Annotated in this window: 20 protein-coding genes and 1 pseudogene; 15 read left to right on the top strand and 6 right to left on the bottom strand. The window is 49.0% G+C overall.

From position 1 onward, the window contains the following. Positions 1–24: 24 nt before the first annotated feature. From KKE17_06120 to KKE17_06100, 5 genes and pseudogenes are all read right to left on the bottom strand, one after another. Positions 25–636 (bottom strand): pilus assembly PilX N-terminal domain-containing protein, encoded by a 612-nt coding sequence (locus KKE17_06120; protein ID MBU1709563.1) that lies wholly within the window; start codon positions 634–636, stop codon positions 25–27. Continuing rightward, positions 633–1199 (bottom strand): hypothetical protein, encoded by a 567-nt coding sequence (locus KKE17_06115; GenBank protein ID MBU1709562.1) that lies wholly within the window; start codon positions 1197–1199, stop codon positions 633–635. The genes KKE17_06120 and KKE17_06115 overlap by 4 nt, the downstream gene beginning before the upstream one ends. Before the next feature lie 9 nt (positions 1200–1208). Then, a complete protein-coding gene (locus KKE17_06110) occupies positions 1209–1916 on the bottom strand; it encodes a prepilin-type N-terminal cleavage/methylation domain-containing protein (protein MBU1709561.1) in 708 nt (235 codons plus the stop codon). Positions 1917–2320: 404 nt separating this feature from the next. Further along, a pseudogene (locus KKE17_06105) lies at positions 2321–2422 on the bottom strand (prepilin-type N-terminal cleavage/methylation domain-containing protein). A 41-nt stretch (positions 2423–2463) separates the two neighbouring features. Then, positions 2464–3096 carry a prepilin-type N-terminal cleavage/methylation domain-containing protein gene (locus KKE17_06100; GenBank protein MBU1709560.1) on the bottom strand — a complete coding sequence of 211 codons (633 nt, stop codon included), beginning with the start codon at positions 3094–3096 and terminating at the stop codon, positions 2464–2466. 565 nt (positions 3097–3661) lie between these two features. On the opposite strand from KKE17_06100, the gene purL reads away from it, so the two are divergent. The 10 genes from purL (at position 3662) to KKE17_06050 (ending at position 15620) form a co-directional block, all read left to right on the top strand. Beyond that, positions 3662–6652: a phosphoribosylformylglycinamidine synthase subunit PurL gene (gene purL / locus KKE17_06095; GenBank protein ID MBU1709559.1), complete on the top strand. Its 2991-nt coding sequence runs from the start codon at positions 3662–3664 to the stop codon at positions 6650–6652. Positions 6653–6777: 125 nt separating this feature from the next. After that, entirely contained in the window at positions 6778–7845 is a 1068-nt protein-coding gene (locus tag KKE17_06090) for a 3'-5' exoribonuclease YhaM family protein (GenBank protein ID MBU1709558.1), read from the top strand. A 31-nt stretch (positions 7846–7876) separates the two neighbouring features. Beyond that, complete coding sequence (holB, locus tag KKE17_06085) at positions 7877–8875, top strand: DNA polymerase III subunit delta' (GenBank protein MBU1709557.1); 999 nt, start codon at positions 7877–7879, stop codon at positions 8873–8875. A gap of 106 nt (positions 8876–8981) precedes the next feature. After that, positions 8982–9929: a hypothetical protein gene (locus KKE17_06080; GenBank protein MBU1709556.1), complete on the top strand. Its 948-nt coding sequence runs from the start codon at positions 8982–8984 to the stop codon at positions 9927–9929. A gap of 166 nt (positions 9930–10095) precedes the next feature. Then, positions 10096–12012: a methionine--tRNA ligase gene (gene metG, locus KKE17_06075; protein MBU1709555.1), complete on the top strand. Its 1917-nt coding sequence runs from the start codon at positions 10096–10098 to the stop codon at positions 12010–12012. 80 nt (positions 12013–12092) lie between these two features. Next, positions 12093–12728 carry a GGDEF domain-containing protein gene (locus KKE17_06070; protein MBU1709554.1) on the top strand — a complete coding sequence of 212 codons (636 nt, stop codon included), beginning with the start codon at positions 12093–12095 and terminating at the stop codon, positions 12726–12728. Next, complete coding sequence (locus KKE17_06065) at positions 12725–13486, top strand: MinD/ParA family protein (protein MBU1709553.1); 762 nt, start codon at positions 12725–12727, stop codon at positions 13484–13486. The genes KKE17_06070 and KKE17_06065 overlap by 4 nt, the downstream gene beginning before the upstream one ends. A 213-nt stretch (positions 13487–13699) precedes the next feature. Further along, entirely contained in the window at positions 13700–13990 is a 291-nt protein-coding gene (locus tag KKE17_06060; GenBank protein ID MBU1709552.1) for a YggT family protein, read from the top strand. Positions 13991–14031: 41 nt separating this feature from the next. Beyond that, a complete protein-coding gene (locus tag KKE17_06055) occupies positions 14032–15096 on the top strand; it encodes a DivIVA domain-containing protein (protein ID MBU1709551.1) in 1065 nt (354 codons plus the stop codon). Positions 15097–15317: 221 nt separating this feature from the next. Then, the gene (locus KKE17_06050; protein MBU1709550.1) at positions 15318–15620 is read left to right on the top strand and encodes a YggU family protein; all 303 of its coding nucleotides are present in this window, start codon (positions 15318–15320) and stop codon (positions 15618–15620) included. A gap of 59 nt (positions 15621–15679) precedes the next feature. Here KKE17_06050 and KKE17_06045 read toward each other — a convergent pair whose 3' ends face one another. Next, on the bottom strand, positions 15680–16180 hold the full coding sequence (locus KKE17_06045) for a hypothetical protein (GenBank protein MBU1709549.1): 501 nt from the start codon (positions 16178–16180) through the stop codon (positions 15680–15682). A gap of 336 nt (positions 16181–16516) precedes the next feature. On the opposite strand from KKE17_06045, the gene KKE17_06040 reads away from it, so the two are divergent. The 5 genes from KKE17_06040 to mutS all read left to right on the top strand — a co-directional run bounded on the left by KKE17_06040 (position 16517) and on the right by mutS (position 23962). Further along, positions 16517–18904: a sucrose synthase gene (locus KKE17_06040; GenBank protein MBU1709548.1), complete on the top strand. Its 2388-nt coding sequence runs from the start codon at positions 16517–16519 to the stop codon at positions 18902–18904. 432 nt (positions 18905–19336) lie between these two features. Further along, complete coding sequence (locus tag KKE17_06035) at positions 19337–20053, top strand: PEP-CTERM sorting domain-containing protein (protein MBU1709547.1); 717 nt, start codon at positions 19337–19339, stop codon at positions 20051–20053. Positions 20054–20340: 287 nt separating this feature from the next. After that, positions 20341–20838 carry a YfcE family phosphodiesterase gene (locus KKE17_06030; GenBank protein MBU1709546.1) on the top strand — a complete coding sequence of 166 codons (498 nt, stop codon included), beginning with the start codon at positions 20341–20343 and terminating at the stop codon, positions 20836–20838. After that, on the top strand, positions 20835–21335 hold the full coding sequence (locus tag KKE17_06025) for an HIT domain-containing protein (GenBank protein ID MBU1709545.1): 501 nt from the start codon (positions 20835–20837) through the stop codon (positions 21333–21335). Before KKE17_06030 ends, KKE17_06025 begins: the two co-directional genes overlap by 4 nt. A gap of 5 nt (positions 21336–21340) precedes the next feature. Then, the gene (mutS, locus tag KKE17_06020; GenBank protein ID MBU1709544.1) at positions 21341–23962 is read left to right on the top strand and encodes a DNA mismatch repair protein MutS; all 2622 of its coding nucleotides are present in this window, start codon (positions 21341–21343) and stop codon (positions 23960–23962) included. The last annotated feature ends 19 nt before the right edge of the window (positions 23963–23981 follow it).

Genomic DNA, 23981 nt, shown 5'->3' with positions numbered 1-23981 from the left:
TTCTTTTACCCCTGTATACCTTTATCAATAGATGCAATCATCCTCTTGACCGATCAAGTGCTTCCAGCGAAGCCAGATCTGGGCATTTGCGCTATTCAAGCCATAATATTGTGACCAGATATCAAACAACAGATGCGCGCCACCGCTTGCTGCGCTTTTTCCTTTTCCTTCATAGCCCGCAGACATCTGCAGGGAAGCCCCCTGGCCATGAAATGTTTCACCGCCAAAGGCCAAACTTGTTGACCCCTGATCCCCGTAAGCACTTCCTGGCGGCCAATAAACATCTCTTGTCGAAGAATCTGAGATTACAAACCCTGTTGCCTTTTCGATATTCGCTCTGATATCAAGGGTTTTTACAATAAATTTCCCTTGAATAATTGCACCCGTGGTGGCACTTCCAGCGAAACCAGTGGGGCAGGCAACATTTTGTTCAAAAATTTCAATACCAATATCCCCACCGCCATCAGCACTATAAAATCTGACCCGTTCGGCTTTTTCATTTGCGGCAATTTTCACATCAGTGGTGGTGGACCGGCTCATGTATATGACAACAAGAGTCAATGTCATAAGAATGAGCAGGGCAATATTGAGTATTGATCCTCTCTGGTTATTAATCAGGAAACGCGCCCCCATCATTTCACCTCTTCTTTGACCATTGCCATGGAAATCCGTTCTTTCCGATCGCCCTTAATTGTCCACTCCACCCAGACCTTTACTGTTTTACAATTAGGCAGCGGGTGGTCCACTGCCACATTCCATGATACTACATACATACCGCCTCTGCGGGGCGGATTTTCTGAATGGTCTACAAACAGCGCCACACCAGGCGAAGTATAATCGGTTGCATCCAGTCCGAAATTTATGACATCATCTGGCCCACTAATACCATCTGGATTACCGTCATCATCGTCATCGTCATCATCTACGCCATCCGGGCCAGCAGCATTATTATCCTGCCCGGCTGAATCACCATTCCTATCATCTAAGGGGTCATCAGGGTCATCAGGATCATCATACGGCAGATCCATCAACTCCTCGAATTTACTGGTGGCAAGAAAGGTTGCCTCAGTAAGATTCGAGGAAAAATAATTACCCTGCACCGACGAAATCTGCAGCGCGGCGATCCCCAGCATACCCACCATAAAAACGGTAATGCCGAACAGCACTTCAAGTATTGAAAAACCTTTACTTCCTATCATTCCTTCCCTCTAATCATCGAGTCCCATATTTCGACAATTGACTTTGGCGGTTGTCAGTCGTCTGTAGAAATTATCATTTTTTGCAGGCAATATTTGTAGACCTTGAAGATTGTTATATGAATTTGTGTTTTTGAAAGAATAGTCCTCGTTGGTGCTTCTCAAAACCAGGGCGATTTCAACGGACCTGATTCTATCCCGATCGCTTCCGGTAACAGGAGTCGGCAGAACCGTGATCCCTTCCATAAAAACAAAATTCAGCGGATACTCACCGGCAATTATGTTTACCGGATCAATATTTTCATTAATATATTCTTCCACACCGGTATTGACATTGTGCCGGGCAAGGCCAAAAAAGCCGTCTCCATCAATATCCTTAATGAAATACTTTATGTCTTCATTATCATCAGCTACATCTCCATCCTGGTTAATATCCATCCGGAATTGAATTTTATGGGTGGTTGCCTCTTCAAAACCAATTCCACCTATTTCTGTAGGATCAAAACCCGCCATGCGGATATCTCTTACCATCATCGCCATGCTGACCCGCAGATTCTGCTGCAATTCCTGAGCCTGGCCCTGGTTGTCAGCCGCAGTGCTATAGGCGACATAGGTTTTATAAATGCCCACCATGGCAATAATCCCGAGGAAAAGGGCAACCATCATTTCGACAAGGGTAAACCCCTTGTTCCGTTGTTTTATCTCGCCTGGTCCGAACATCCCGTAGGTTAACTCCTGCAAAATCATCTTTATGGTTATAATAAATTTCCGAGCGTGGAAAAGCTAAACCCTTCGCCATTGACTACACAGCCGACACCGCCAGTTGTTGCCGGTTGAGCGCTTGTGCTTGAGATACTCCAGCAGTCTGTGGCAAAACCATCCCGATCAAGGTCCCCCCAAAGCCTGGCGGTAAATGAAGTCGTGCCGCCGGTGATATTAAAAACACACATGGAGGTGTTTGATGCCGAAAAATTCACATACGAAGCAAAGACATCGACACCGGTTTCAAGGGTGCCCGTGCTGGCATAGGTATCAAAAAGGGCGTAATATTTTTCCTGGGCGGTTTTCACATCAATGAGGTTCTGAACACAGGTCGATTGTCTCACCCGAAGTATATGCTTGAAATAGGCAGGCATTGCCACGGCTGCAAGCAAACCGATAATCGCCACAACGATCATCAGCTCAATCAGGGAAAACCCGGAAGATTTAGAAAAATTTCGTCTCATTTATTGCCCCTCACCCCTTGATTTATAATTAAATCTTTTCCTTATTTACGCCCAAAGCTTGACGTACCCCGGTCCCAGATCTCAACCCACACCCGCCCTGAAGTATCCTCAACACCAACCCGCAGGGGAACCGCCAGCATGACCGTGTGATCTGCCGCCTCAGGGGCATAAATAAAAATTGCTCCCTTTTCCGAGGCGGTGCCGTTTGGTTGCATCAAAAACTTGTTGTCAACCCCAGGTAATGCAAGAGGAAAATCAACACCATCAGAGCCAACAGCCGGGCGATTGGTGCCCACTCCGGCGTCCCTGTCTGGGCCGTTTGTCGCATTCGCATCGTAGAACTGAACTTCTCTGCGGAACGAAACCTCTTTTATGCAACCAGGACCTGGACAATCATCAGCACAACCGGCAGCTCCCGTATCAATGCACAGTCGATATCCATCCTCAGTGCCCATAAAAAAATCAATGGTGACAGCCTGAGCCCGGTTTGCCGCCTCGGCTCGGGCAAGGTTTATATCACTCCTTAACTGAAGGGCTGTAGACTTCACTTTTCTAAGGGGCCTGGTAAAACTGAAAACCACCTGGGTTGCAAGAATACCGATAATCACCATGACGACTATCAGTTCTATGAGAGAAAAACCTTTAGAATAATTCGATTTTGTATGATCTAGCATTTTCTTCGTAAAATTATTTGCCCTGAAATATTGTTTCTCGGTTAGGTCCTCAAGGTATCGAATTAACAGAACGCTGAGCCATGAAAAAAATGATACATGTCTAATTTTACCCACAAAAAACAAACAAAATCAAACAGTAATATCGCACGCCGCCTTCAAATCCTGACTTTCATTTAATATGAAACCGTTCATCATGGCACTCCCTAACACGGTAAAGCATAGCAAAATCCATGCCCGCTCCGGCTCACCTTTTGTTCGAAATACATTCAAGTTCCGGTTATGACGATTATAATTCTAATATTATTAAAAGAGTACTTAAAAAAAATCAAACCACACCAATTAAATAATTTACACATCCCCCAAAACACCATTAAATTTCTTTATGATTGCGGTTCGTCATTTTTATCTCTATACCGTTTAAAAAACAAAACACTTTTGGTATAGTGCCTTTTTTAATTAAACTTTCAGCAAGACATGTTATCCAGGTGGTTTTTCTGCGAAGAAATCTTGCAGCCAACCTTTACACTTTGATAAATAATCAACTTAACCCTTCGGGAGATATCCGATGCTTGCACGAATTCAGGTAGGCCTGAAACCTTCTTTCATTGATTCATTCGGTGAGCAGACAAACAAGAGAATACAATCGGACCTGCACATCGCAGCCGACTCAGTCCGCACAATCAAGGTTTTCACGGTGGATGCAGACATTTCCCAGGACCAGTTGATCGAGGCGGCAAGAGGGCCTTTTTGCGATCCGGTTACCCAGGACTATTCACTGAGCCCCCTGGCGCTCGACTGGGGCATTTCCTTTGACTGGCTTATCGAAGTGGGATTTCGTCCTGGGGTCACCGACAACGAAGGCCGCACCTCATCCCAGGCGCTGGAGCTGCTCATCGGCCGAAAACTCAAACAGGGCGAGGCGGTCTATACTTCCGTACAATATCTTGTTTCAGGTTCTTTGACTCAAACCGACGCCCAAACCATTGCCGGCAAACTCCTTGCCAACGAGCTTATCGAACGCTACACCATCATGGATCACGATTCTTTTGTCAGGGCCGGGGGGCTTGAGCCTTTTGCCCCTAAGGTAATGGGAGAAAAAGAGGGACAGGTCGTGGAAATCGACCTGAATGTTCCTGACACAGAACTGATACGCATCAGTAAAGAAGGGATTCTTGCCCTCACCCTTGAAGAAATGAAACTCATCCGCGGTTTTCTTGGCTCGCCGGATGTGGTCGCCTCCAGAAAGAAGATGGGCTTAAGCGAAAAAATCACCGATGTTGAACTGGAAGCCCTTGCCCAGACCTGGTCGGAACATTGCAAGCACAAGATTTTTAACGGCGACATTGAATACACCGATGTCCCGAACAATTCCACCTCGAAAATAATCAGCCTTTTTGACACGTATATCCGCAACCCGACCAGTGAAATACGAAAAAAGATGGGCGATAACGACTGGTGCCTGTCGGTTTTCAAGGATAATGCCGGGGTTATCCGTTTCAACAAGGACTGGAGCGTGGTTTTCAAGGTTGAAACCCATAACAGTCCCTCTGCCCTTGACCCTTACGGCGGTGCGTTGACCGGTATTGTCGGCGTCAACCGCGACCCCTTTGGAACCGGCCAGGGCGCAAAGCTCATCTGCAATACCAATGTTTTCTGTTTTGCAACGCCGTTTTACGATAAACCTATTCCCGCCCGCCTGCTGCATCCGAAAAGAATTTTTGAAGGGGTGCGCGAGGGCGTTGAGCACGGCGGCAACAAAAGCGGCATTCCCACGGTAAACGGTTCCCTGGTCTTTGATGAACGTTACGCGGGCAAACCCCTGGTCTTCTGCGGCACCGTGGGCATTATGCCGGCAATTGTCAACAATGTGCCCTCTGAATTTAAAAAGGCCGAGGCCGGCGACTATATCGTCATGACCGGCGGCCGAATCGGCAAGGACGGCATTCACGGCGCAACCTTTTCATCCGAAGAACTCAATGAAAGCTCGCCGGCAACCGCAGTGCAGATCGGTGACCCGATAACCCAGAAAAAAATGTTCGACTGCCTGCTCAAAGCCCGTGATCTCGGACTCTACCGCTGCATCACCGACAATGGTGCCGGCGGCCTTTCTTCGTCCGTTGGCGAAATGGCTGAGGATACCGGCGGTTTTGAACTGCACATCGACCGGGCGCCGCTGAAATACTCCGGCCTGCAGCCCTGGGAAATTTTCGTTTCCGAAGCCCAGGAGAGAATGACCCTTGCCATCGCCCCGGAAAAGCTTGAAGCATTCCTGGCGCTGTGCAAAAAAATGGATACCGAGGCTACGGTGCTGGGTAACTTCACTGATTCCGGAAAATTTCATATTCTATATAATGAAAAGACCATTGCCTACATGGATATGGAATTTGTCCATAAAGGGCTGCCCCCCATGCAGATGGTCGCCAGGTGGGAACCAAAAACCTATGACGAACCGAAATTCCCCGACAACCCTGCCCTTGGCGCCGAACTTCGCAGCATGCTCTCACGGCTGAATATCTGCAGCAAGGAGTATGTTGTCCGGCAATACGATCACGAAGTTCAGGGCGGCAGCGTCGTTAAACCGCTTACCGGTCTCAACAATGACGGCCCAAGTGACGCGGCGGTTATCAGGCCGATACTGGATTCCTTCGACGGACTGGTCATTGCCCACGGCATCTGTCCTCGATATTCCGATATTGATGCGTATCACATGACCGCCTGTGCCATGGACGAGGCGATCCGCAACGCTATCTGCGTCGGAGCGAACCTCGATATCATGGCAGGCCTTGACAATTTCTGCTGGTGCGACCCGATTCTTTCCGACAAAACTCCTGACGGCCCGTATAAACTTGCACAGCTCGTTCGCGCCAACCAGGCTTTAGCCCACTATGCAAAGGCTTTCGGTGTGCCCTGCATTTCCGGCAAGGACAGCATGAAAAACGATTATCAGGTGGGCGACACCAAAATCTCCATTCCGCCCACCCTGCTTTTTTCCGTGGTTGCCAAGATCGACGATATAAGAAAGGCGGTGACCATGGACGCCAAAAAACCGGGTGACATCGTCTATGTCCTCGGCATGACCTATCCTGAAATCGGCGCCTCGGAATATGCCCTGCAGCATAACGCCACCGGCAACTCCGTTCCTCACGTCCGGGAAGATATCGCCATACCGTTGTATCGCGCCCTGTCAGAGGCAATCAATCAGGGTCTGGTGGCATCATGCCACGACTGCTCCGATGGCGGTCTCGGCGTCGCCCTGGCAGAAACCGCTTTTGCCGGCGGCCTCGGCATGGAAATCGACCTGAATAAAATTCCGCGCACCGATATCCACCGGGAAGACATTCTGCTGTTTTCCGAATCACAAAGCCGTTTTGTGGTGACCGTTGCCCTGGAAAACATTGATGCATTCAAGGAAGTAATGGGGCACAACCCCTGGGCGAGAGTCGGTTTCACCACCACGGTGGAGACCCTGCAGATGAAGGGTTTTAAAGGCAAATCAGTGCTGAGCGAATCCTTGGCGGACCTGAAAGAAGCGTGGCATAAGACCCTTGATTTTTAACCCGAATTTTTATGCAATATCGGGATCGGAAAGAAATAACCGAAGCTCCCTTTGATTATGAATTGGGCAGCGAGGCCCACCAAATGGAAACTGCAAGCCAATTAATTTAGGAAAACGACAAAATAATGCCTCCTGAAAAAGGACTATTCGTAAAGGAAATCAAAGACAATCAGGCCGTTGAAGGCCTTTTCATGGTCAAAGAGATGAGCCGGGCGGAAACCAAAACCGGCAGCCTCTATCTCATGCTTACGGTTTCGGACCGTACCGGGGAAATTGCCGGGCGGATCTGGGACAAAGCCGATTACTGGGAATCCCGATGTCAACCCGGATCAATCGTCTTTCTTTCCGGCCAGGGCCAGGTTTTCAGAAATTCGCTGCAATTGAAAATCAACAGCATTGAGGCTTTTGATACCACGGACATTGATCTGTCTCTGTTTCTCCCTTCAACGGCAAACGACCCGGAGGTAATGTGCCGGGAGTTGATCTTTCTTGCCGAAAGCGTCACCGATATTCATCTTCGCAAGCTGTTGCTCGCCTTTCTTAATTCCGGGGATTTCATCGAACAATTCAAAAAAGCCCCGGCAGCCAAAATGATGCACCACGCCTATTACGGCGGTCTGCTGGAACACACCCTTGCCGTTGCACGACTTGCGGACAGTCTTGCCGGCCATTACGCCATTCTCGACAGATCGTTATTGATCGCCGGGGCAATTTTCCATGATATCGGCAAGATCAAAGAATATTCCTATGCAAATTATCCCTTTCAATATACGGATTCCGGGCGACTGGTCGGCCATATGGTCCTTGGCATTGAAATGCTCAATGAACGGATACGCACAATTGCTGATTTCCCGGAGGCGCTTGCCACCCAGCTGAGCCATCTGATTTTGAGTCATCACGGCCAGCACCAATTCGGCTCACCCACAGTGCCGATGACCATGGAGGCCTTCATGCTTCATTTCATTGATGATCTGGACGCCAAAATGAATACCATGGAAAAACTTGGCGAGCAGTTCACCGAGCCCGGCCGGCAATGGACCGATTACCAGCGCCACCTGGAGCGCTTTCTCTTTCTGAGCGGATCCGAGCAAAAAGCGGACGATCTGTTGCAAACTGTTGAAAAACCCACCGAGACCAGCAAAGAAACTGCGGCTGAAATTGAAGTTCGCCAACGATCTCTTTTCGGGTCTTGATCCATACCTGCAGGATTATCAATTTATAAGTATGAAGCAGCGCACCCATCTTCAATTCAGCTCTCTTATTGGCCAGCAAAAAGCGAAAGACCTGCTTATTAAGTCTTTCATGCGCGGCAGGATGAGTCATGCCTTCCTGTTTCGGGGACCGGCGGGTGTCGGCAAAAAAACCGCTGCAGCTATTTTTGCAACCCTCATCAACTGTGCAAACCACCAGGCCGGAGAATCCTGCGGTACCTGCTCCTCATGTGTCAAGTTCACTGCGGCAAGCCATCCTGATTTTCATGTTATCGCCCCGGATGGCGCTGCAATAAAGATCAAACAGGTCCGCGACCTCAAACACATGTTGACTTTCCCGCCCTTTGAAGCCGATTACCGGGTGGTTGTTCTGGAAGATGTCCATACCATGCGCAGGGAAGCTGCAAACAGTCTGCTCAAGATACTGGAAGAACCACCTGAAAATACCTTGCTGATTCTCACTGCAGACGATTCAGCTACCGTTCTGCCCACCATTATCTCGCGGTGTCAGACCATACCTTTTTATCCGCTTTCCTATGATGCTGTTGCCGGATTGCTGATAAGTGAAGATATCGATCCACCCACCGCCCGGACTCTGGCGGTTGCATCGGCCGGGCGCATCGGCCAGGCACGGCTGCTCAATGATAAAAACCTTCTGCCCCTGAGACAGGAAATCATTTCTTCACTCCTGGCATTGTCCCCTGATCAGCCCGAAGCGGTGGTAAAGGTCTTCGATCTGTCGGAAAAATCGGCAAAACTCAAAGACAACCTTGAAGACCTGTTGAATCTTTTGACTTTATGGCTCCGGGATCTCATTCTTGATAAAACGTCGGAAAGAACTGCCCAAAAAGCTTTCCCGGACCACGAAAATGAGCTGTCAACAGCTCGGTTGCGCTGGAATGTCTCTGAGCTTTTTGACAGAATTGAGCTCATTGAAAAGGCAAAAAAACAACTTCTCAGAAACTGTAATCGCGCAATGGTATGCGAGGTGCTTTTCTTTGCGCTTCTTTAATGGTATGGTAACTGTTTGCCTGGCTTTATAGTTAATTTTTATCCGAAAATTTTTTATTTTTACGGATAAAAAACAGTTCCCTCAAAAATTTTATATAAGAAATCAAATGACCATACAACAGGAAGAAATAACAACCCCGACCGACCCCGAAACTTCTGCAACCCAGGAGATCCGGTGCTACAAAATACAATTCCGCGAAGCAGAACAGGTCCACTCGGCCACCTCAAAAATCATTAATCTAGCCGTTAATGATGTAATTCTTGCGCAAACCGATCATGGTCTTGAACCTGCAATGGTTCTTGAGGCCGGCGCAACCTATGCTGAATCCTCGGGAACATGTCCCAAAGCGTCCTTTACCATCGTCCGGAGAGCTTCGAGGGATGAAATCGACAAATACAACCGGCTTATCGAACGTGAAATCGAGGGGTTTGGCCTCTGTAAACGATATATTGAGACACATACTCTGGCCATGAAACTGATCAAGGTTGAGCGCTTTTTCAACGGCAGTAAAATCATTTTTTATTTTACCGCTGAAAACCGCATCGATTTCCGGGAGCTTGTTAAAGATCTTGTTCAGGAATTCCGAACCCGGGTTGAAATCAGACAGGTCGGGGTCCGCCACGAAACCAAACTCATCGGCGGCCTTGGTTGTTGCGGCAGGGAACTCTGCTGCAGTTCATTCATCACCAATTTTGCGCCGGTATCCATAAAAATGGCCAAAGAGCAGGACCTGCCCTTAAACCCCGCAAAAATTTCCGGCATCTGCAACCGCCTCCTCTGCTGCCTGACCTACGAGTACAATGCCTATAAAATTGCCAAAAAAAACATGCCGAAACCGGGCAAAATAATCTCCGTTGACGGAAAGCAGTATAAGGTGATTCACAACAATGCCCTCAGGGAAACCATAACCGTTATAAGTCAGGAGGACCCGGGAAAACATGTCCTCCTCGACCGAGACCAGTGGGGAGAAAAACCGCCGCAGGAACAAAACAGGCCCGGCAAGAAACACGGTAAAAAGTCCGGATCTTCAGGGGATACAAACGAGGACGACTGAATCATCCGGATATCCCAGGGACACCCGCACCTGTCTGTTCAATGCCTGAGATGTGAGCCATTCGCAGAAAACAAAAACACTGTGACACCTTTAAAAAGTATCCCGATTGTCAACGGGCTGATACGTTTTATGATACAAAAAAACTTCTCCTAACCCGGAACCAATAATGAGCCTTTATATAACAACACCGATTTTTTATGTGAATGCCCAGCCCCATCTCGGCCACGCCTATACCACGGTAATTGCCGACGCAGTCAGCAGGTTCAGACGCCTTCTCGGCGAGGATGTCCGTTTTCAGACCGGCACCGACGAACACGGCGACAAGGTTGAAAAAGCCGCTTCCGCCGCCGGGGTTTCGCCCAAGGAATATTCGGACCGGATAAGCGCGATGTTCAAGCAAGCCTGGCCGCCACTGCAGATCAAGCCTGACAATTTCATCCGCACCACCGATGAGATACATATAAAAACAGTCCAGGACATCCTGCAGAAAGTGTATGACCAGGGTGACATTTATTTCAGCGAGTATTCCGGACTCTACTGCCAGGGATGCGAGCGCTTCCTCACCGAAAAGGAACTTGTTGACGGCAATTGCCCCGACCACCTGACTGCGCCCGAGGCGATCACCGAACAGAACTATTTCTTTAAAATGGGTAAATACCAGGACTGGCTGGTCAACCATATCAAGAGCAATCCTGAATTCATCACCCCTGAACGCTACCGCAACGAGGTGCTTTCCTTTTTAAGCGACCCCCTTGAAGATCTCTGCATTTCACGGCCCACCAGCCGCCTTACCTGGGGGATTCCTTTGCCGTTCGACGACCGCTTCGTCACCTATGTCTGGTTTGATGCGCTGATAAATTACCTCACCGGCATCGGCTACCCGGATGGTGCGGATTTTGAAAAAATGTGGAAGGTGTCCGAACATATCATTGCCAAAGACATCCTGAAACCCCATGCGATTTACTGGCCGACGATACTCAGGTCTCTTGGGCTTGCGCCATACAAACGGCTCCATGTACACGGTTACTGGAATATCAATGACACCAAAATGTCAAAAAGCATCGGTAATGTTGTGCGACCCGCCGACCTGGTTGAAGAATTCGGCGCGGATGCGGTGCGCTATTTTCTCCTGCGGGAGATGTCTTTCGGGCTTGATTCGTCCTTTTCCGTGGATGCAGTTCTGGCAAGACTGAACTCTGATCTTGCCAACGATCTTGGAAATCTCTTCAGCCGAAGCTTAAGCATGGTGAAGAAATTTGCGGATAATCTGGTGCCGGCTCCGGGAGAGCCATCAGCGACGGACAAAGAAATTGCTGATGCGGCGATACAGATGCTTGCGGATTATCAAAAACATATGGCCGATTTTGCTTTTCATAAGGCGCTGATGTGCGTCTGGGAGATAATTTCCCGCGCCAACAAATTTATTGTTACCAATGCTCCATGGGAGCTGGCAAAAGATCCGCAGAATAAGCAACAACTGGATACGGTCCTCTATACCCTTCTTGAAACCCTGCGTCTCATTACCCTGGTGATCCGGCCGGTGATGCCGCAGACCGCTGAAAAAATGGCCAGAACCCTTTCCCTGGAATCCGAACAGAACCTCAAAGATCATTGCGGCTGGGGTCTTTTGAAACCGGGCACGGTACTTCAGGATGTCGAGGCCCTTTTCCCGCGGATCGATACCAAAGAAAAAACTAAAAAAACACAGCAGGCCAAAACCCCAGAAAATCAAAAGGATGCTCCGGCAGACATTCCTATGGACAATCTCATCTCCTTTGAAGACTTTAAAAAAATCGATCTGCGAATCGGTGAAATAATCGCTGCTGAAAAAGTAAAAAAATCTGACCGACTGCTGAAACTCACGATAAAGGCCCCGGAGGAAAGAACCGTGGTGGCAGGTATTGCCGAGCATTATCAACCCGAAGAACTCATCGGCCGCCAGATTATCCTGGTTGCCAATCTCAAACCGGCCAAGCTCATGGGTGTGGAGTCACACGGCATGGTGCTTGCCGCAAAGGATGGAGATCGTCTGGTGTTGGCCTCGGTCTCGGATCCAGTAACCACCGGAACCCGTCTTTCCTGATCATGCAAAGAAAAAACCACAGCATAGCGGCCCTGTGCAGGGACATTGAGAAACAAACGCGCAGCTATCCGGTCAGGACCATGACAATTCCCGATGGGAAAAACGACACGGCGGCAGGAATTCTCGTGGTCAAGAACGATTGCGACCCCAGGGATCTTGTCAGAAAAATATCAGAACTCACCAGTCGCCTGGCGGACTCAACCAGGATTCCCCCTGAACAGATCCTGCCAGCCCCCAGCCATTCTCTCATGCATTCCCTGGCAATCGAGCTTGACCGGATTCAGCAGACGCGGCTCCCGTGTTCGTTGCTTGTTATTGATCTCAAGAATCCAGACGACCAATCCGCCGAAACCATTGAAAAACATCTTCAGGAAACCGATATCATCACCTCCTCTTCGGAATCCGCCTGGACGGTTATCATGCCCGGTACCAGCCTGGGCAGAAGTGTAAAAAGGGCCGAGGCAATTCAACAGGAATTCCTGGCGCTTTCCCCGCCCGTAACAATCTGGATCGGTATGGCCATCGCGTATGCTGATGACCATATGCTGCCCGAAGAAATCCTTGCCGCAGCAGAAAAAGAGCTTGTTGCTGCGAAACGCAAAAAACAATCAGCAATCTGCCATGTATCGGGAATCCGCAAAGAGCATTCCTGCCAGGTTACGGTTGAAGAAAGGGCGCACCTTTTTGAACTTATCAACGGTATCGGAGGATCATGAAAGAAAAATCTCCGACAAATAATACTCGGATCATCTGTATCAGCAGCGGCAAAGGCGGTGTTGGGAAAACCACTTTTGCAGTTAATCTGGCTATTGCCCTTGCCAAAAAAAACAAAAACGTCCTGCTCATTGACGGCGATCTCGGTCTTGCCAATGTCGATATTGTTCTGGGGCTCAACATCCAGCACACCCTGCAGGAAACCATTGAACAGGGCCGCGACCCTTCAGCGCTTCTGGTCAAGACTGCACATGGCTTCCATGTTCTGCCGGCAAGCTCCGGAGTCCCTGAAATGGCAAGCCTTTCTCCGCAGGAGCAAACCTTTCTCATCGACACCCTCAAGGAACTTGCCGCCTCCTTTGATTATGTGCTGCTGGATGCTGCAGCGGGCATCGGCGAATCGGTTTTATGGTTTAATCAATGGGCCCAGGGCAATATCATCATCCTCTCACCGGACCCGACCTCGATGACCGATGCCTATGCCCTGATGAAAATTCTCGCCTCCCGGCACAACAAAAACCGCTTCCTACTGGTGATTAACAGTGTGAAATCACAAAAAGAAGGCAATGAGGTTTTTTCCGGCATGAGCCGGGTGCTGAACAATTTCCTTAAAATAAACCCGGTGCTGCTCGGCAGCATCCCTCTCGACTCCCACGCGGTGAAGGCGATTCGAGCAAGAAACCCGCTGCTGATTTCAGCGCCGGAAAGCCGTGCGGCAAAATCAATTACCGCCATTGCCGACAGAATACTCGCGGTATAAAAATTGTTGTCCCAACCTGAATGCTTCAGGACAGTTAATAAACGCATTAAAAAAAATTAATAAATCAAAAACCCTGCTGCTCTTGCTTTATTGTTTAAAATCTGTAAGTATTCTGTGTAGTAATCAATCAATCCGGCTGTCTTTATTGTATAAAAACACCGTATCCTGACAAACAGGAACAATACGATATCATCTTTTACGAGGCGCCCTTAAATGTTTGTGATCACTAATTTCATTAATGCCGTTGCCACCCTGATTGATATAGTTCTTGGGGCATATATGTGGATAATTATCGGCCGCGCCATTATATCCTGGGTAAACGCCGACCCACACAATCCCATTGTTCATTTTTTATATGAAGCAACGGAACCCGTGCTTAAAAGAATCAGAAAAGTTGTCCCCCTTATCGGCGGCGGCATAGACTTTACCCCGATGATCCTCATTTTGGTAATTTATTTTCTTCGGGAGTTTCTCGTTCCAACTCTTCATCAGATCGCTGGATAGCAATGCATCTTAATTAATTTTTTTCCGAAAAGGAGCAGGTTATGTCTCTGACCCCACAAGATGTACAGTCCAAACAATTTAATGTCCGTTTCCGTGGCTTTGATATTGAAGAAGTAGACGCTTTTCTTGAGAAAGTTGCAGAGGAATTTCTGATTTTAATGACTGAAAATCAGCAACTTAAAACCAAGCTTTCCGAGGTCCAGCAAACCATTAAAAAATATAAGGACCAGGAAAAGACCTTCCATAATGCAATCATTTCCACCCAGCGCATCGCCGACGAGCTTATGGCAAAAACCCGCCTGGATGTTGATGAACTCAGACAATCCTCCCGCCAGGAAGTAGAATCACTCCTTGAAAACGCCCGGGCTGAAGCAAACGAGCTGAAAAACCAGGCGGATGCCGACATCGCAGACCTCAAGTCTGAACTCAATCGGCTTGAAAAAATGAAGATGAGCATCCAGAATGAGATACGTAGCCTGCTGAATGCTTATCTCGCCCGCCTCGATGAAGAGGTAGGAAATAACTTCTCGTCCGTCGCTGCAGCAGCAGTTGTACCACCCGCTCCCGCGCCCGAGGCTGATGCCGCCGAACCAGACTTTTCAACCTCGGGCGAAGAACCTCAGGAATCCGCCGCAGAAAATGAAATTATTGAGTCTTCATTTGAGAAAGAGCCCTTTGCGGCCATAGTTGAATCGCCGGAAGAAGAATTGACGTTTGAATCCGCTGAAGCTGAAGAGTCGGCGGGGCCTGCCGGTGACGATTCCGAAGAAGAGTTGCTCTTTGACCTCTCAGATCCGCTGGATGACTCACAAATGGGAACACCCCTTGAACTGGAAGACGATTCAGCAGACAATCTTGACGAGCTTTATGAAAAAATCGATCTGCTCACCGAGACCCCTGATTTCGGTTCCCCTGAAGAGGCCGTGAACCTTGGAGACAGAGGGTTTTCCGCTGCAGGGCTTGATATCTCGATCAACGATGACGACCTCACCGGCGGTGATGCACTTCCGGACCTTGACGGGGACATGTTGATATCATTAAACGACCCGCTGGATGAGCTTGAGTTCAGCGTTACGATAAACGAAGAAGAACCGTCCAAAGAATAAAATCGCCAGCATATTTCACCAGTTACTTTTTTAGTGCGGACTGCAACCTTGATTTTACTTGAATAAGGCTGTGATAATATTCTGAAAATAAATTGTTAGCGTCTGTTCAGAAAGAAGGCCTTGTGTTCAAGATCAGGAAAGCAAACCCCGTAGACCATATATGGACAGAAACTAGTCAGAACATTTCAAAACTATACATGAAATATGCAGGATAGCGGTAAATGATCGAATACTTGCGGCAGGAGAAGGATGGTTCCATCTCAATCCGCATCTATGTCCAGCCCAGGGCTTCTCAAAACCAAATTTCCGGACTTCATGGCGATGCAGTTAAAATCTGCATTACCGCCCCGCCGGTGGACGGCAAAGCAAACACCGCTGTAATTTCCACCCTGGCAAAACTCTTCAAAATCCCCAAATCCGCAGTCACCTTAAAAAGCGGCAGCCAAAACAGAAACAAACTCTTTGTCCTCTCTGGCATTACACTGGACGATGCATATGGAATTCTTGAAAAAGAAATTCAATAAAAAAATCCCCATCCGGCGCCATGCCGGATGGGGATAAATAGCAGGCGTCAAAAGACCTGTCACTCAAGCCTTATACTGCCGTACCAATCCATATAGTCTGATTCATTTTCCTTAAAATCTTCAGCCGTGGTCCTGATCAGCATCAAATAGCTTCCCTTAGGGCCAACTCCGTATCCGCCAAAAACCGATCTGGCGCCCTGCATTGCCTTAACGGTGCGGAACCATTCCCAGCCATTGCCGCTGCCGCTGCTAACCTGTTGCCAACTGCCTGCAGCAACTCCTGTCAGTTCAACGCCAAACTTTTCCATCGCTTCAGCGGTTGCCTTTTCTCCAAGTCTGGCCATTCCCCAGACCTCGACCCCCTCATCGATGGCATACAGTCCGCCCCATGGGCCTGCTACTTTTTCCTGGATGGTGGTATTACTCAACACCAACATGATGAATCCATATTTTTCCGACCGATATTCGTTCCATTCCGCCGCCGCAAAACCAGCTGTCGCAGTAAGTGTTACAAAAAAAACCACGCACACAACACAAAATTCCCTGATAGACTTCCACATTTTTTTCCCTCCAAAAAATTGTTTCCCAGACACTCTTCTCCCGCTCCGAAATATATGCTGAGCAGCAGAGGACCGATGCAAAACATAACATTTATTTCACGTTTCAAATCCTTCCCTAAAAAAGCTTATAGAGGAAATGTCATTTTTGTGAAAGGAAAATTTTCATAAAGGATTTTGACAAACCGGTTCAACAATGAAAGAATAACCTTATCCGATAATTCTGTTTCAACTTTTTTTATACAACGCAACTCTCGCCAAAAAATTTCATATACTCGACACTTTTTTTCGCAGGCAGCCATGCCTTTTCTTTTTTACCATCAACCCCAGGATTCCAACATGTTAAACAATCTTAAAGAGTACATTCAGAACAACCGCGATGCTGTCTATGTCCTTGTCCGTCGCTATCTTGCCTTTGACCGACCCCATCTTTTACGCTCGGATCTTATGGATGTGATGACCCGCCATGCCCAGGAAACCAATAATAATACCCTGCTGCAATCACCATTTGCCCAGATGATCCGCACTGCCCAGGAAGCAACCGCAGAATCTCCGTGGATCTATTTTGCGGTTCGCCCGCGGGTGGCACAATGGGTGTATCTGCGGCTGCATGTCGAGCTAATGGAAATCGAAGAGATCTCAACCACCAAATTTTTGCAGCACAAGGAAAGCTTTGTCACCGGCCGGGATACTAATGACGACTGGACCCTGGAAATCGATTTCGATCCCTTTGAACGAGGCTTTCCCAAGCTCAGGGAAAAGCGTTCCATCGGCTCCGGCGTCGAATATCTCAACCGCCATCTCTCAAGTCGCCTGTTCGACGATCTGGGCAAAGGGGATAAACATCTTCTGGAGTTTCTTCAGGTTCATTCCCATAAAGGGATGCAATTGATGCTGAACAAGCGCATCAACGATGTGCAGGAATTACGCGAGGCATTGGGCATGGCGGAAGATTTTCTGCAGACGAAAAGCCCGGAAGCGACCTGGAATGATGTTGCCGATGACCTTCAGACTTTGGGTTTTGAGCCGGGCTGGGGTCGGACCATTGAACAGATGCTTGCCAAGATAACCCTGCTGTCGGATATCCTTGAGGCCCCGGAACCCAGTAATCTTGAAAAATTCCTGGGGAGCATTCCGATGATTTTCAGCATGGTGATCCTTTCCCCGCACGGTTTTTTTGGCCAGGAAAATGTCCTTGGTTTGCCGGATACCGGAGGCCAGGTTGTTTATATCCTTGACCAGGTCAGGGCCCTTGAAAAAGAAATGCGCCTGCGCCTGTATGATCAGGGCCTGGCCATTGAGCCGCAATTGCTGGTTGTCACCCGGCTTATCCCGGAGTCCAATGGGACGTCCTGCGACCAGAAGGTGGAAAAGATTGCCGGAACCGAAAACGCCAAAATTATCCGGGTTCCCTTCCGTAATCCTGCAGGAGAAATTATCCCCCAGTGGATCTCACGCTTTCATGTCTGGCCCTACCTAGAGGGCTTTACCGTTGAGGCCGAAAAAGAAATAGTTGCCGAGCTCATGGGCAGGCCGGACCTGATTATCGGCAACTATTCCGACGGCAATCTTGTCTCATATCTTCTTGCACAGCGCCTTAAAGTCACGCAGTGCACCATTGCCCATGCCCTTGAAAAAACCAAATATCTCTATTCGGCGCTGTTCTGGAAGGATCTTGAAAAGCAGTACAATTTTTCCTGCCAGTTTACTGCGGATCTCATTGCCATGAATTCAGCCAATTTCATCATTACCAGCACCTATCAGGAGATTGCCGGCAGCGAAGAGGTGGTGGGGCAATACGAAAGTTACAGCGCCTTCAGCATGCCGGGTCTGCAAAGGGTGGTAAACGGCATTGATGTCTTTGATCCAAAATTCAATATCGTCTCTCCCGGTGCCGATGCCGAGATCTACTTCCCCTACAGTGAAAGCCCACGAAGACTTACCGGGCTTCACCCTGAAATTCAAGCAATGGTCTTTGGCCGGGAGAACCGGACAAATTCCCGGGGCATATTAAACGACCCGGAAAAACCTATTATTTTTTCCATGGCCCGCCTGGACAGGATAAAAAACCTCACCGGCCTGGTAAAATGGTACGCTGAAAACCCGGAGCTTCGGGAGCAGGCCAATCTTTTGATTGTTGCAGGCAATATTGATGCTTCGCTTTCCGATGATGAGGAAGAAGCCCAGCAGATCCGCTCCTTCCATGAATTGATGGATACATATTCCCTGGATGGTCAGGTGCGCTGGCTGGGCACCCGGCTGGATAAAACCCTTGCCGGTGAGCTGTACCGTTTTGTTGCCGATTGCCACGGGATTTTTGTCCAGCCCGCCCTTTTCGAGGCCTTCGGGCTCACTGTAATCGAAGCGATGATCTCCGGCTTGCCGACCTTTGCAACGTGCCATGGCGGGCCTCTGGAAATTATTGAAGACGGCAGATCCGGTTTTCATGTAGACCCCAACCATGGTGGACGGGCTGCAGAAATCATCTCCACCTTTTTTAAGCGATGCCGGAGCAACTCCGGCTACTGGGATGAAATTTCGGGGGCCGGGATTAAACGTGTCGAAAGTCATTATACCTGGAAGCTTTATGCCAGCAAGCTTCTCACCCTTTCATGTATTTACGGTTTCTGGCATTATGTCACCGATCTTGACCGCCAGGAAACAAAACGGTATCTCGAGATGTATTACAACCTGCAGTTCAGAAAACTGGCCGAAGGAATCCGCTAGGTGGAAGGTCAGCGAAATACGAAACTCAAAATGATCATTTGCATCATTTTCTTCAATTTTTCCCTATTGCCTAACATTTTTTGTTGACTAATGCCTGCAAACTTGTTTCAGTCCTTTTTGCCTGACGAACGAGTTCTCCTTGATGCGTCTGCATTAAACTCCTCTTTCTCTTGAGTTTAGCAGCTTTTTCAGTGTTATCAATTAGATATATACCTGAAAAGCAATCCTTATTTATGGATTCGCAATGCTCGCACTTCGTCGATTCTGTCGGGAATGCACATAACTAACTCTGTTTCTTTAATAGGGAAAAGCACTGCTATCCCGGCAGTTCATGCGGAACTGCCGGGAGTCTTCCCGAAATAATCAAGATTCACCGGAAGATCCTGTCTGCCTTTCAGTGAATGATCAAACTTCAACACGAAGGAGGAAAAAATGAAGAAAAATTATCTGGCGGGATTGGTTCTGGGGTTGTTTTTGTTTTGTGCAAACGGCACGGCACAGGCAACAAATATGATTATCAGCGGGGTGTTTGATGGCCCGCTCGAGGGGGGAACACCCAAGGCAATTGAATTTTATGTGCTCAATGATATCGCAGACTTGAGTATTTATGGGTTTGGCTCGGCAAATAATGGCGGCGGCACGGATGGAGAGGAATTTACTTTTTCTGGCTCAGCAACTGCCGGTGATTTTTTATATGTTGCTTCTGAGGAGCCATTTTTTAATACTTTTTTCGGATTTACTCCAAGTTTTATAAGCGGAGCCACTAATATCAATGGCGATGATGCAATTGAGCTTTTCGAGAACGGCTCTGTTGTCGATGTGTTCGGTGATATCAATGTTGATGGCACGGGACAGCCATGGGAGTATCTGGATGGATGGGCCTATAGAAATAATAATACCGGCGGAAGCAACTCAACTACCTTTGACATATCGGAGTGGTTTTTTAGCGGCCCCAATGCCTTGGATAATGAATCAACCAACTCTAGCTCTTCCACCCCCTTTCCCCTAGGAACTTATTCGATGACAAGCGCGGAGTCTGAACCGGCACCAACGACAAGCTCGGTGCCTGAGCCCGCAACATTGGTTTTGTTCGGGTCAGGGCTTCTTGGACTCGCCTGCCTGAGAAGGCCAACACTGCACAGCAAATAAGCTGATCACCTTGCGAAAAGCGGGACATTTCTTCCAGGAACATGCCGCTTCTCCATGATTTTCATTGTTCGCGTATCCTGGTCTTGACGGCCATACTCTGTTTATATTGAAGAAACTCAACCCCGATGGAGATCTCTCCACCGGGGTTTTCATCTTCTACTCTTTTCAGGAAAAAAAACCATCTCCTTGGCCCCTGTGATTATAGCGGTTGTGATTTGTTTCTGACTATATTATCATGAGTTAATGTTTTTTCAGGTAATACTAATAGGTTAGACAGTGTCCAGCAAATGAAAACCGTCAAGGTCGGCATCCTGTCCGATACGCATCTTGATCGCCCAACCGAACTGTTCCGGAAACTTGCAGAAGAATGCTTTGCTGACACTTCCGCCATACTGCACGCCGGCGACCTCACGGAAATGAGTATTCTTGAGGTATTCAAGGGAAAAGAGCTTCATGCGGTTCATGGAAACATGTGTTCCTTTTCAACCCTTGACTCCCTGCCGAAGAAAAAAATCGTTACAATCCAGGGAGTCAGGATAGGCCTTACCCACGGGGCCGGCTTTTATCATGACCTGGAAGAGCATCTCATGGACGAATTTCCCGAAGCTGATTGTATAGTCTATGGCCATACGCATCGTGCCGTCTGCCACAGAATCGGCTCTCAACTGATTATCAATCCCGGCAGTTTTCGCGCCACCGGCCGCTGGGGGGCCGCAGGCACCTATGCAATTCTTCAAATCGGCGAAAAGCTTTCAGCGCATATTTATGAGGTGCCGAAATTATGAAACCCTTGTGGACACCGTGGAGAATGGAGTATGTCCTTGGCAAAGAAGGCCAAAAGGAATGCATCTTTGATTGCGCAGCAGAGCAGCGACACGACAAGCAGAACCTCATGCTTTACCGGGACAGGACCACAGTGGTGCTGATGAATCGTTTTCCCTATGCCAACGGCCACCTGCTTGTCGCCCCGGCAAGGCATATAGCCGATATCTGCGATCTTGCCCCGGAAGAAAACGCCTCATTGATGGGCCTGCTGCAGCAAGCCGTTTCAATCATCAGAAAGCATTTGAACCCGGCTGGCATCAATATCGGCCTGAATCTCGGCAAAACAGCCGGGGCGGGAATTGCCGCCCATCTGCATTTCCACATCGTGCCGCGCTGGGAAGGGGATCATAATTTCATGGCAGTGCTTGCTGATCTTAAAACCATCCCCGAACATATTGAAAACACCTTTGACAAACTGCTGCCTGATTTCCGGCGGTTACTGGAAAAGAGCGATTAACGATCATGTCCAAAGCACCCCAGATAACCCCGATGATGCGTCAATACCTGGATATAAAGGAACAACACCAGGACGCTATTCTTTTCTACAGGCTGGGCGATTTCTATGAAATGTTTTTTGACGATGCCAAAACAGCATCCCGGGTTCTCGGCATCACCCTTACCTCCCGCAGCGGCAAAGACGATGCAAACCGGGTGCCGCTCTGCGGCGTGCCCCATCATGCCGCAAGCGGCTATCTTGCCAAGCTGGTCAATGCCGGATTCAAGGTGGCGGTCTGCGAACAGGTGGAAGATCCGAAAACCGCAACAGGCGTGGTCAAGCGGGAAGTAGTCCGGGTAATCACCCCGGGCCTGGTCACCGACGACCAGATCCTCGATGACAAGAGCAACCGCTATCTTGCGGCGGTCTGCCTTAAAACCACCTGGGGATTGAGTATTCTTGATCTCTCCACCGGTGAATTTCTGGTTACCGAACGGCAGGGTATGGACGAGTTGCTGGACGAACTGCAACGCATGGCGCCGTCAGAACTCCTTTTGGAAGAGACAATTGATGAAAAAAATGCAGCCGCCTTTTCCGTGGCATTACCGGAGATCTGCCTGACCAGACGGCCGGCCACCATTTTCCAACGGGACAATGCCAAAGAGACCCTCCTTGATCATTTTAAAACCGCAAACCTGGCCGGTTTCGGCTGTGAGCATATGAAATCAGGGGTGGCCGCAGCCGGCGCGCTGCTTGCCTATCTCCATGAAACCCAGAAAACCGATCTCTCCCATGTGGAAAAGATTGCACCATTTGATATTGCTGATGCAATGAAGCTCGATGAAGCCTCGCGGCGCAATCTGGAACTCACCCAGACCATAGTCGGAGCAAGACGCGAAGGGACCCTGCTGGCCACCCTGGATCAAACCAGAACCCCCATGGGCGCCAGACTCCTGAAAAAGAGCCTGTTCTTCCCTTTACAGAATATCGATGCGATAAATAACCGCCTTGATGCGGTGGAACATCTCTATACCGAGACCGCCTTCCGGGAATCGTTGCGGGAAATGCTCGGCAAGGTTTATGATCTTGAACGACTTAACAGCCGCATCGTGCTTGGCAGCGGCAATGCCCGCGACCTCACCGCCCTTAAATCATCGCTGGCGCAACTGCCCATGCTGAAAAACTCCCTTGCAGGATGCGTTGGCCTCCTGGGGGAAATTCACGACCACATTGATGAATTAGCCGATATCCATGAGCTGCTGGAAACAAGCATCCGCGAAGACGCGCCAATAACAATCCGTGACGGCGGCCTGATCAAGGCCGGCCACGATGCTGAACTTGATGAGATCATCTCAATCCTCAAAGACGGCAAGAGCCTGATCGCCTCCCTTGAGGCGTCAGAAAAAAAACGTACCGGCATCAATAATCTCAAGGTCGGCTTCAACCGGGTTTTCGGCTATTATCTCGAGGTCAGCAAGGGCCAGCTTGCCAACGTCCCGGATTATTTCATCCGCAAACAGACCCTGGTAAATGCCGAACGCTTTATCACCCCGGAACTCAAAGAATTCGAAGAAAAAGTTTCCGGGGCTCAGGAAAAACGGCTTGACCTTGAATACCGTTTGTTCTCGGCAATCCGCGAAAAAACCGCCCAACAGAGCTCGCGGATCCTGCAAACCGCATCCTGCATCGCCAGAATTGATTTTTATTCGTGCCTTGCCGAGGTTGCCAGAAAACGGAAATACATTAAACCCACGGTGAACGACGGGGATGAAATCATCATCAGGGAAGGCCGTCATCCGGTGATCGAGCTCTCCTTGCCCATGGGCCGTTTTGTTCCCAACGACACCCATCTTGACCAGACCAGCAACGAGGTGTTGATTATCACCGGCCCCAACATGGCGGGGAAATCCACGGTTCTCAGACAAACGGCGCTCATCGTGCTCATGGCCCAGATGGGAAGTTTCGTCCCTGCCGAGGCCGCGACCATCGGCGTCGTGGACAGAATCTTCACCCGGGTGGGCGCTATGGACAACCTGCGCATGGGCCAGTCAACCTTTATGGTGGAGATGAACGAAACCGCAAACATCCTGAATAATGCAACGGACAGAAGCCTGGTTATCCTGGATGAAATCGGCCGGGGCACCAGCACCTTTGACGGATTATCGATTGCCTGGGCGGTTGCCGAGGACCTGGTGAATAAAAACGGTAAAGGGGTCAAAACCATTTTTGCAACCCATTACCACGAACTCACCGATCTCGCGGCAACCTCGCCGCGAGTAAAAAATTATAATATTGCCGTGCGCGAATGGAACGATACGATTATCTTTCTGCATAAACTCATGCCCGGCGGCACCAACAGAAGCTACGGCATCCAGGTGGCGGCCTTGGCCGGCGTTCCCCAACGGGTTGTCAGCCGCGCCAAGGAGCTGCTCCATAATATTGAACAGGGAGAATTCAACAAAAACTGCGCGCCGCGGATTTCCCCATCAAAGGGGCAGACCGCCGGGCATCCGAACCAGCTGAATCTTTTCCCCGGCAAACAGGACCCGCTGCGTAAACGCCTGGAGCAGATCCAACCGGACCGTTTATCGCCGCTTGACGCGCTCACCCTCATATATGAATTAAAAGAACTGCATAATGATGATTGACAAACACTCATTTTACTTC

The organism is Pseudomonadota bacterium, assembly GCA_018823135.1.
Classification (GTDB): Bacteria; Desulfobacterota; Desulfobulbia; order Desulfobulbales; family CALZHT01; genus JAHJJF01.
This window is presented reverse-complemented; position numbering and strand designations above follow the sequence as displayed.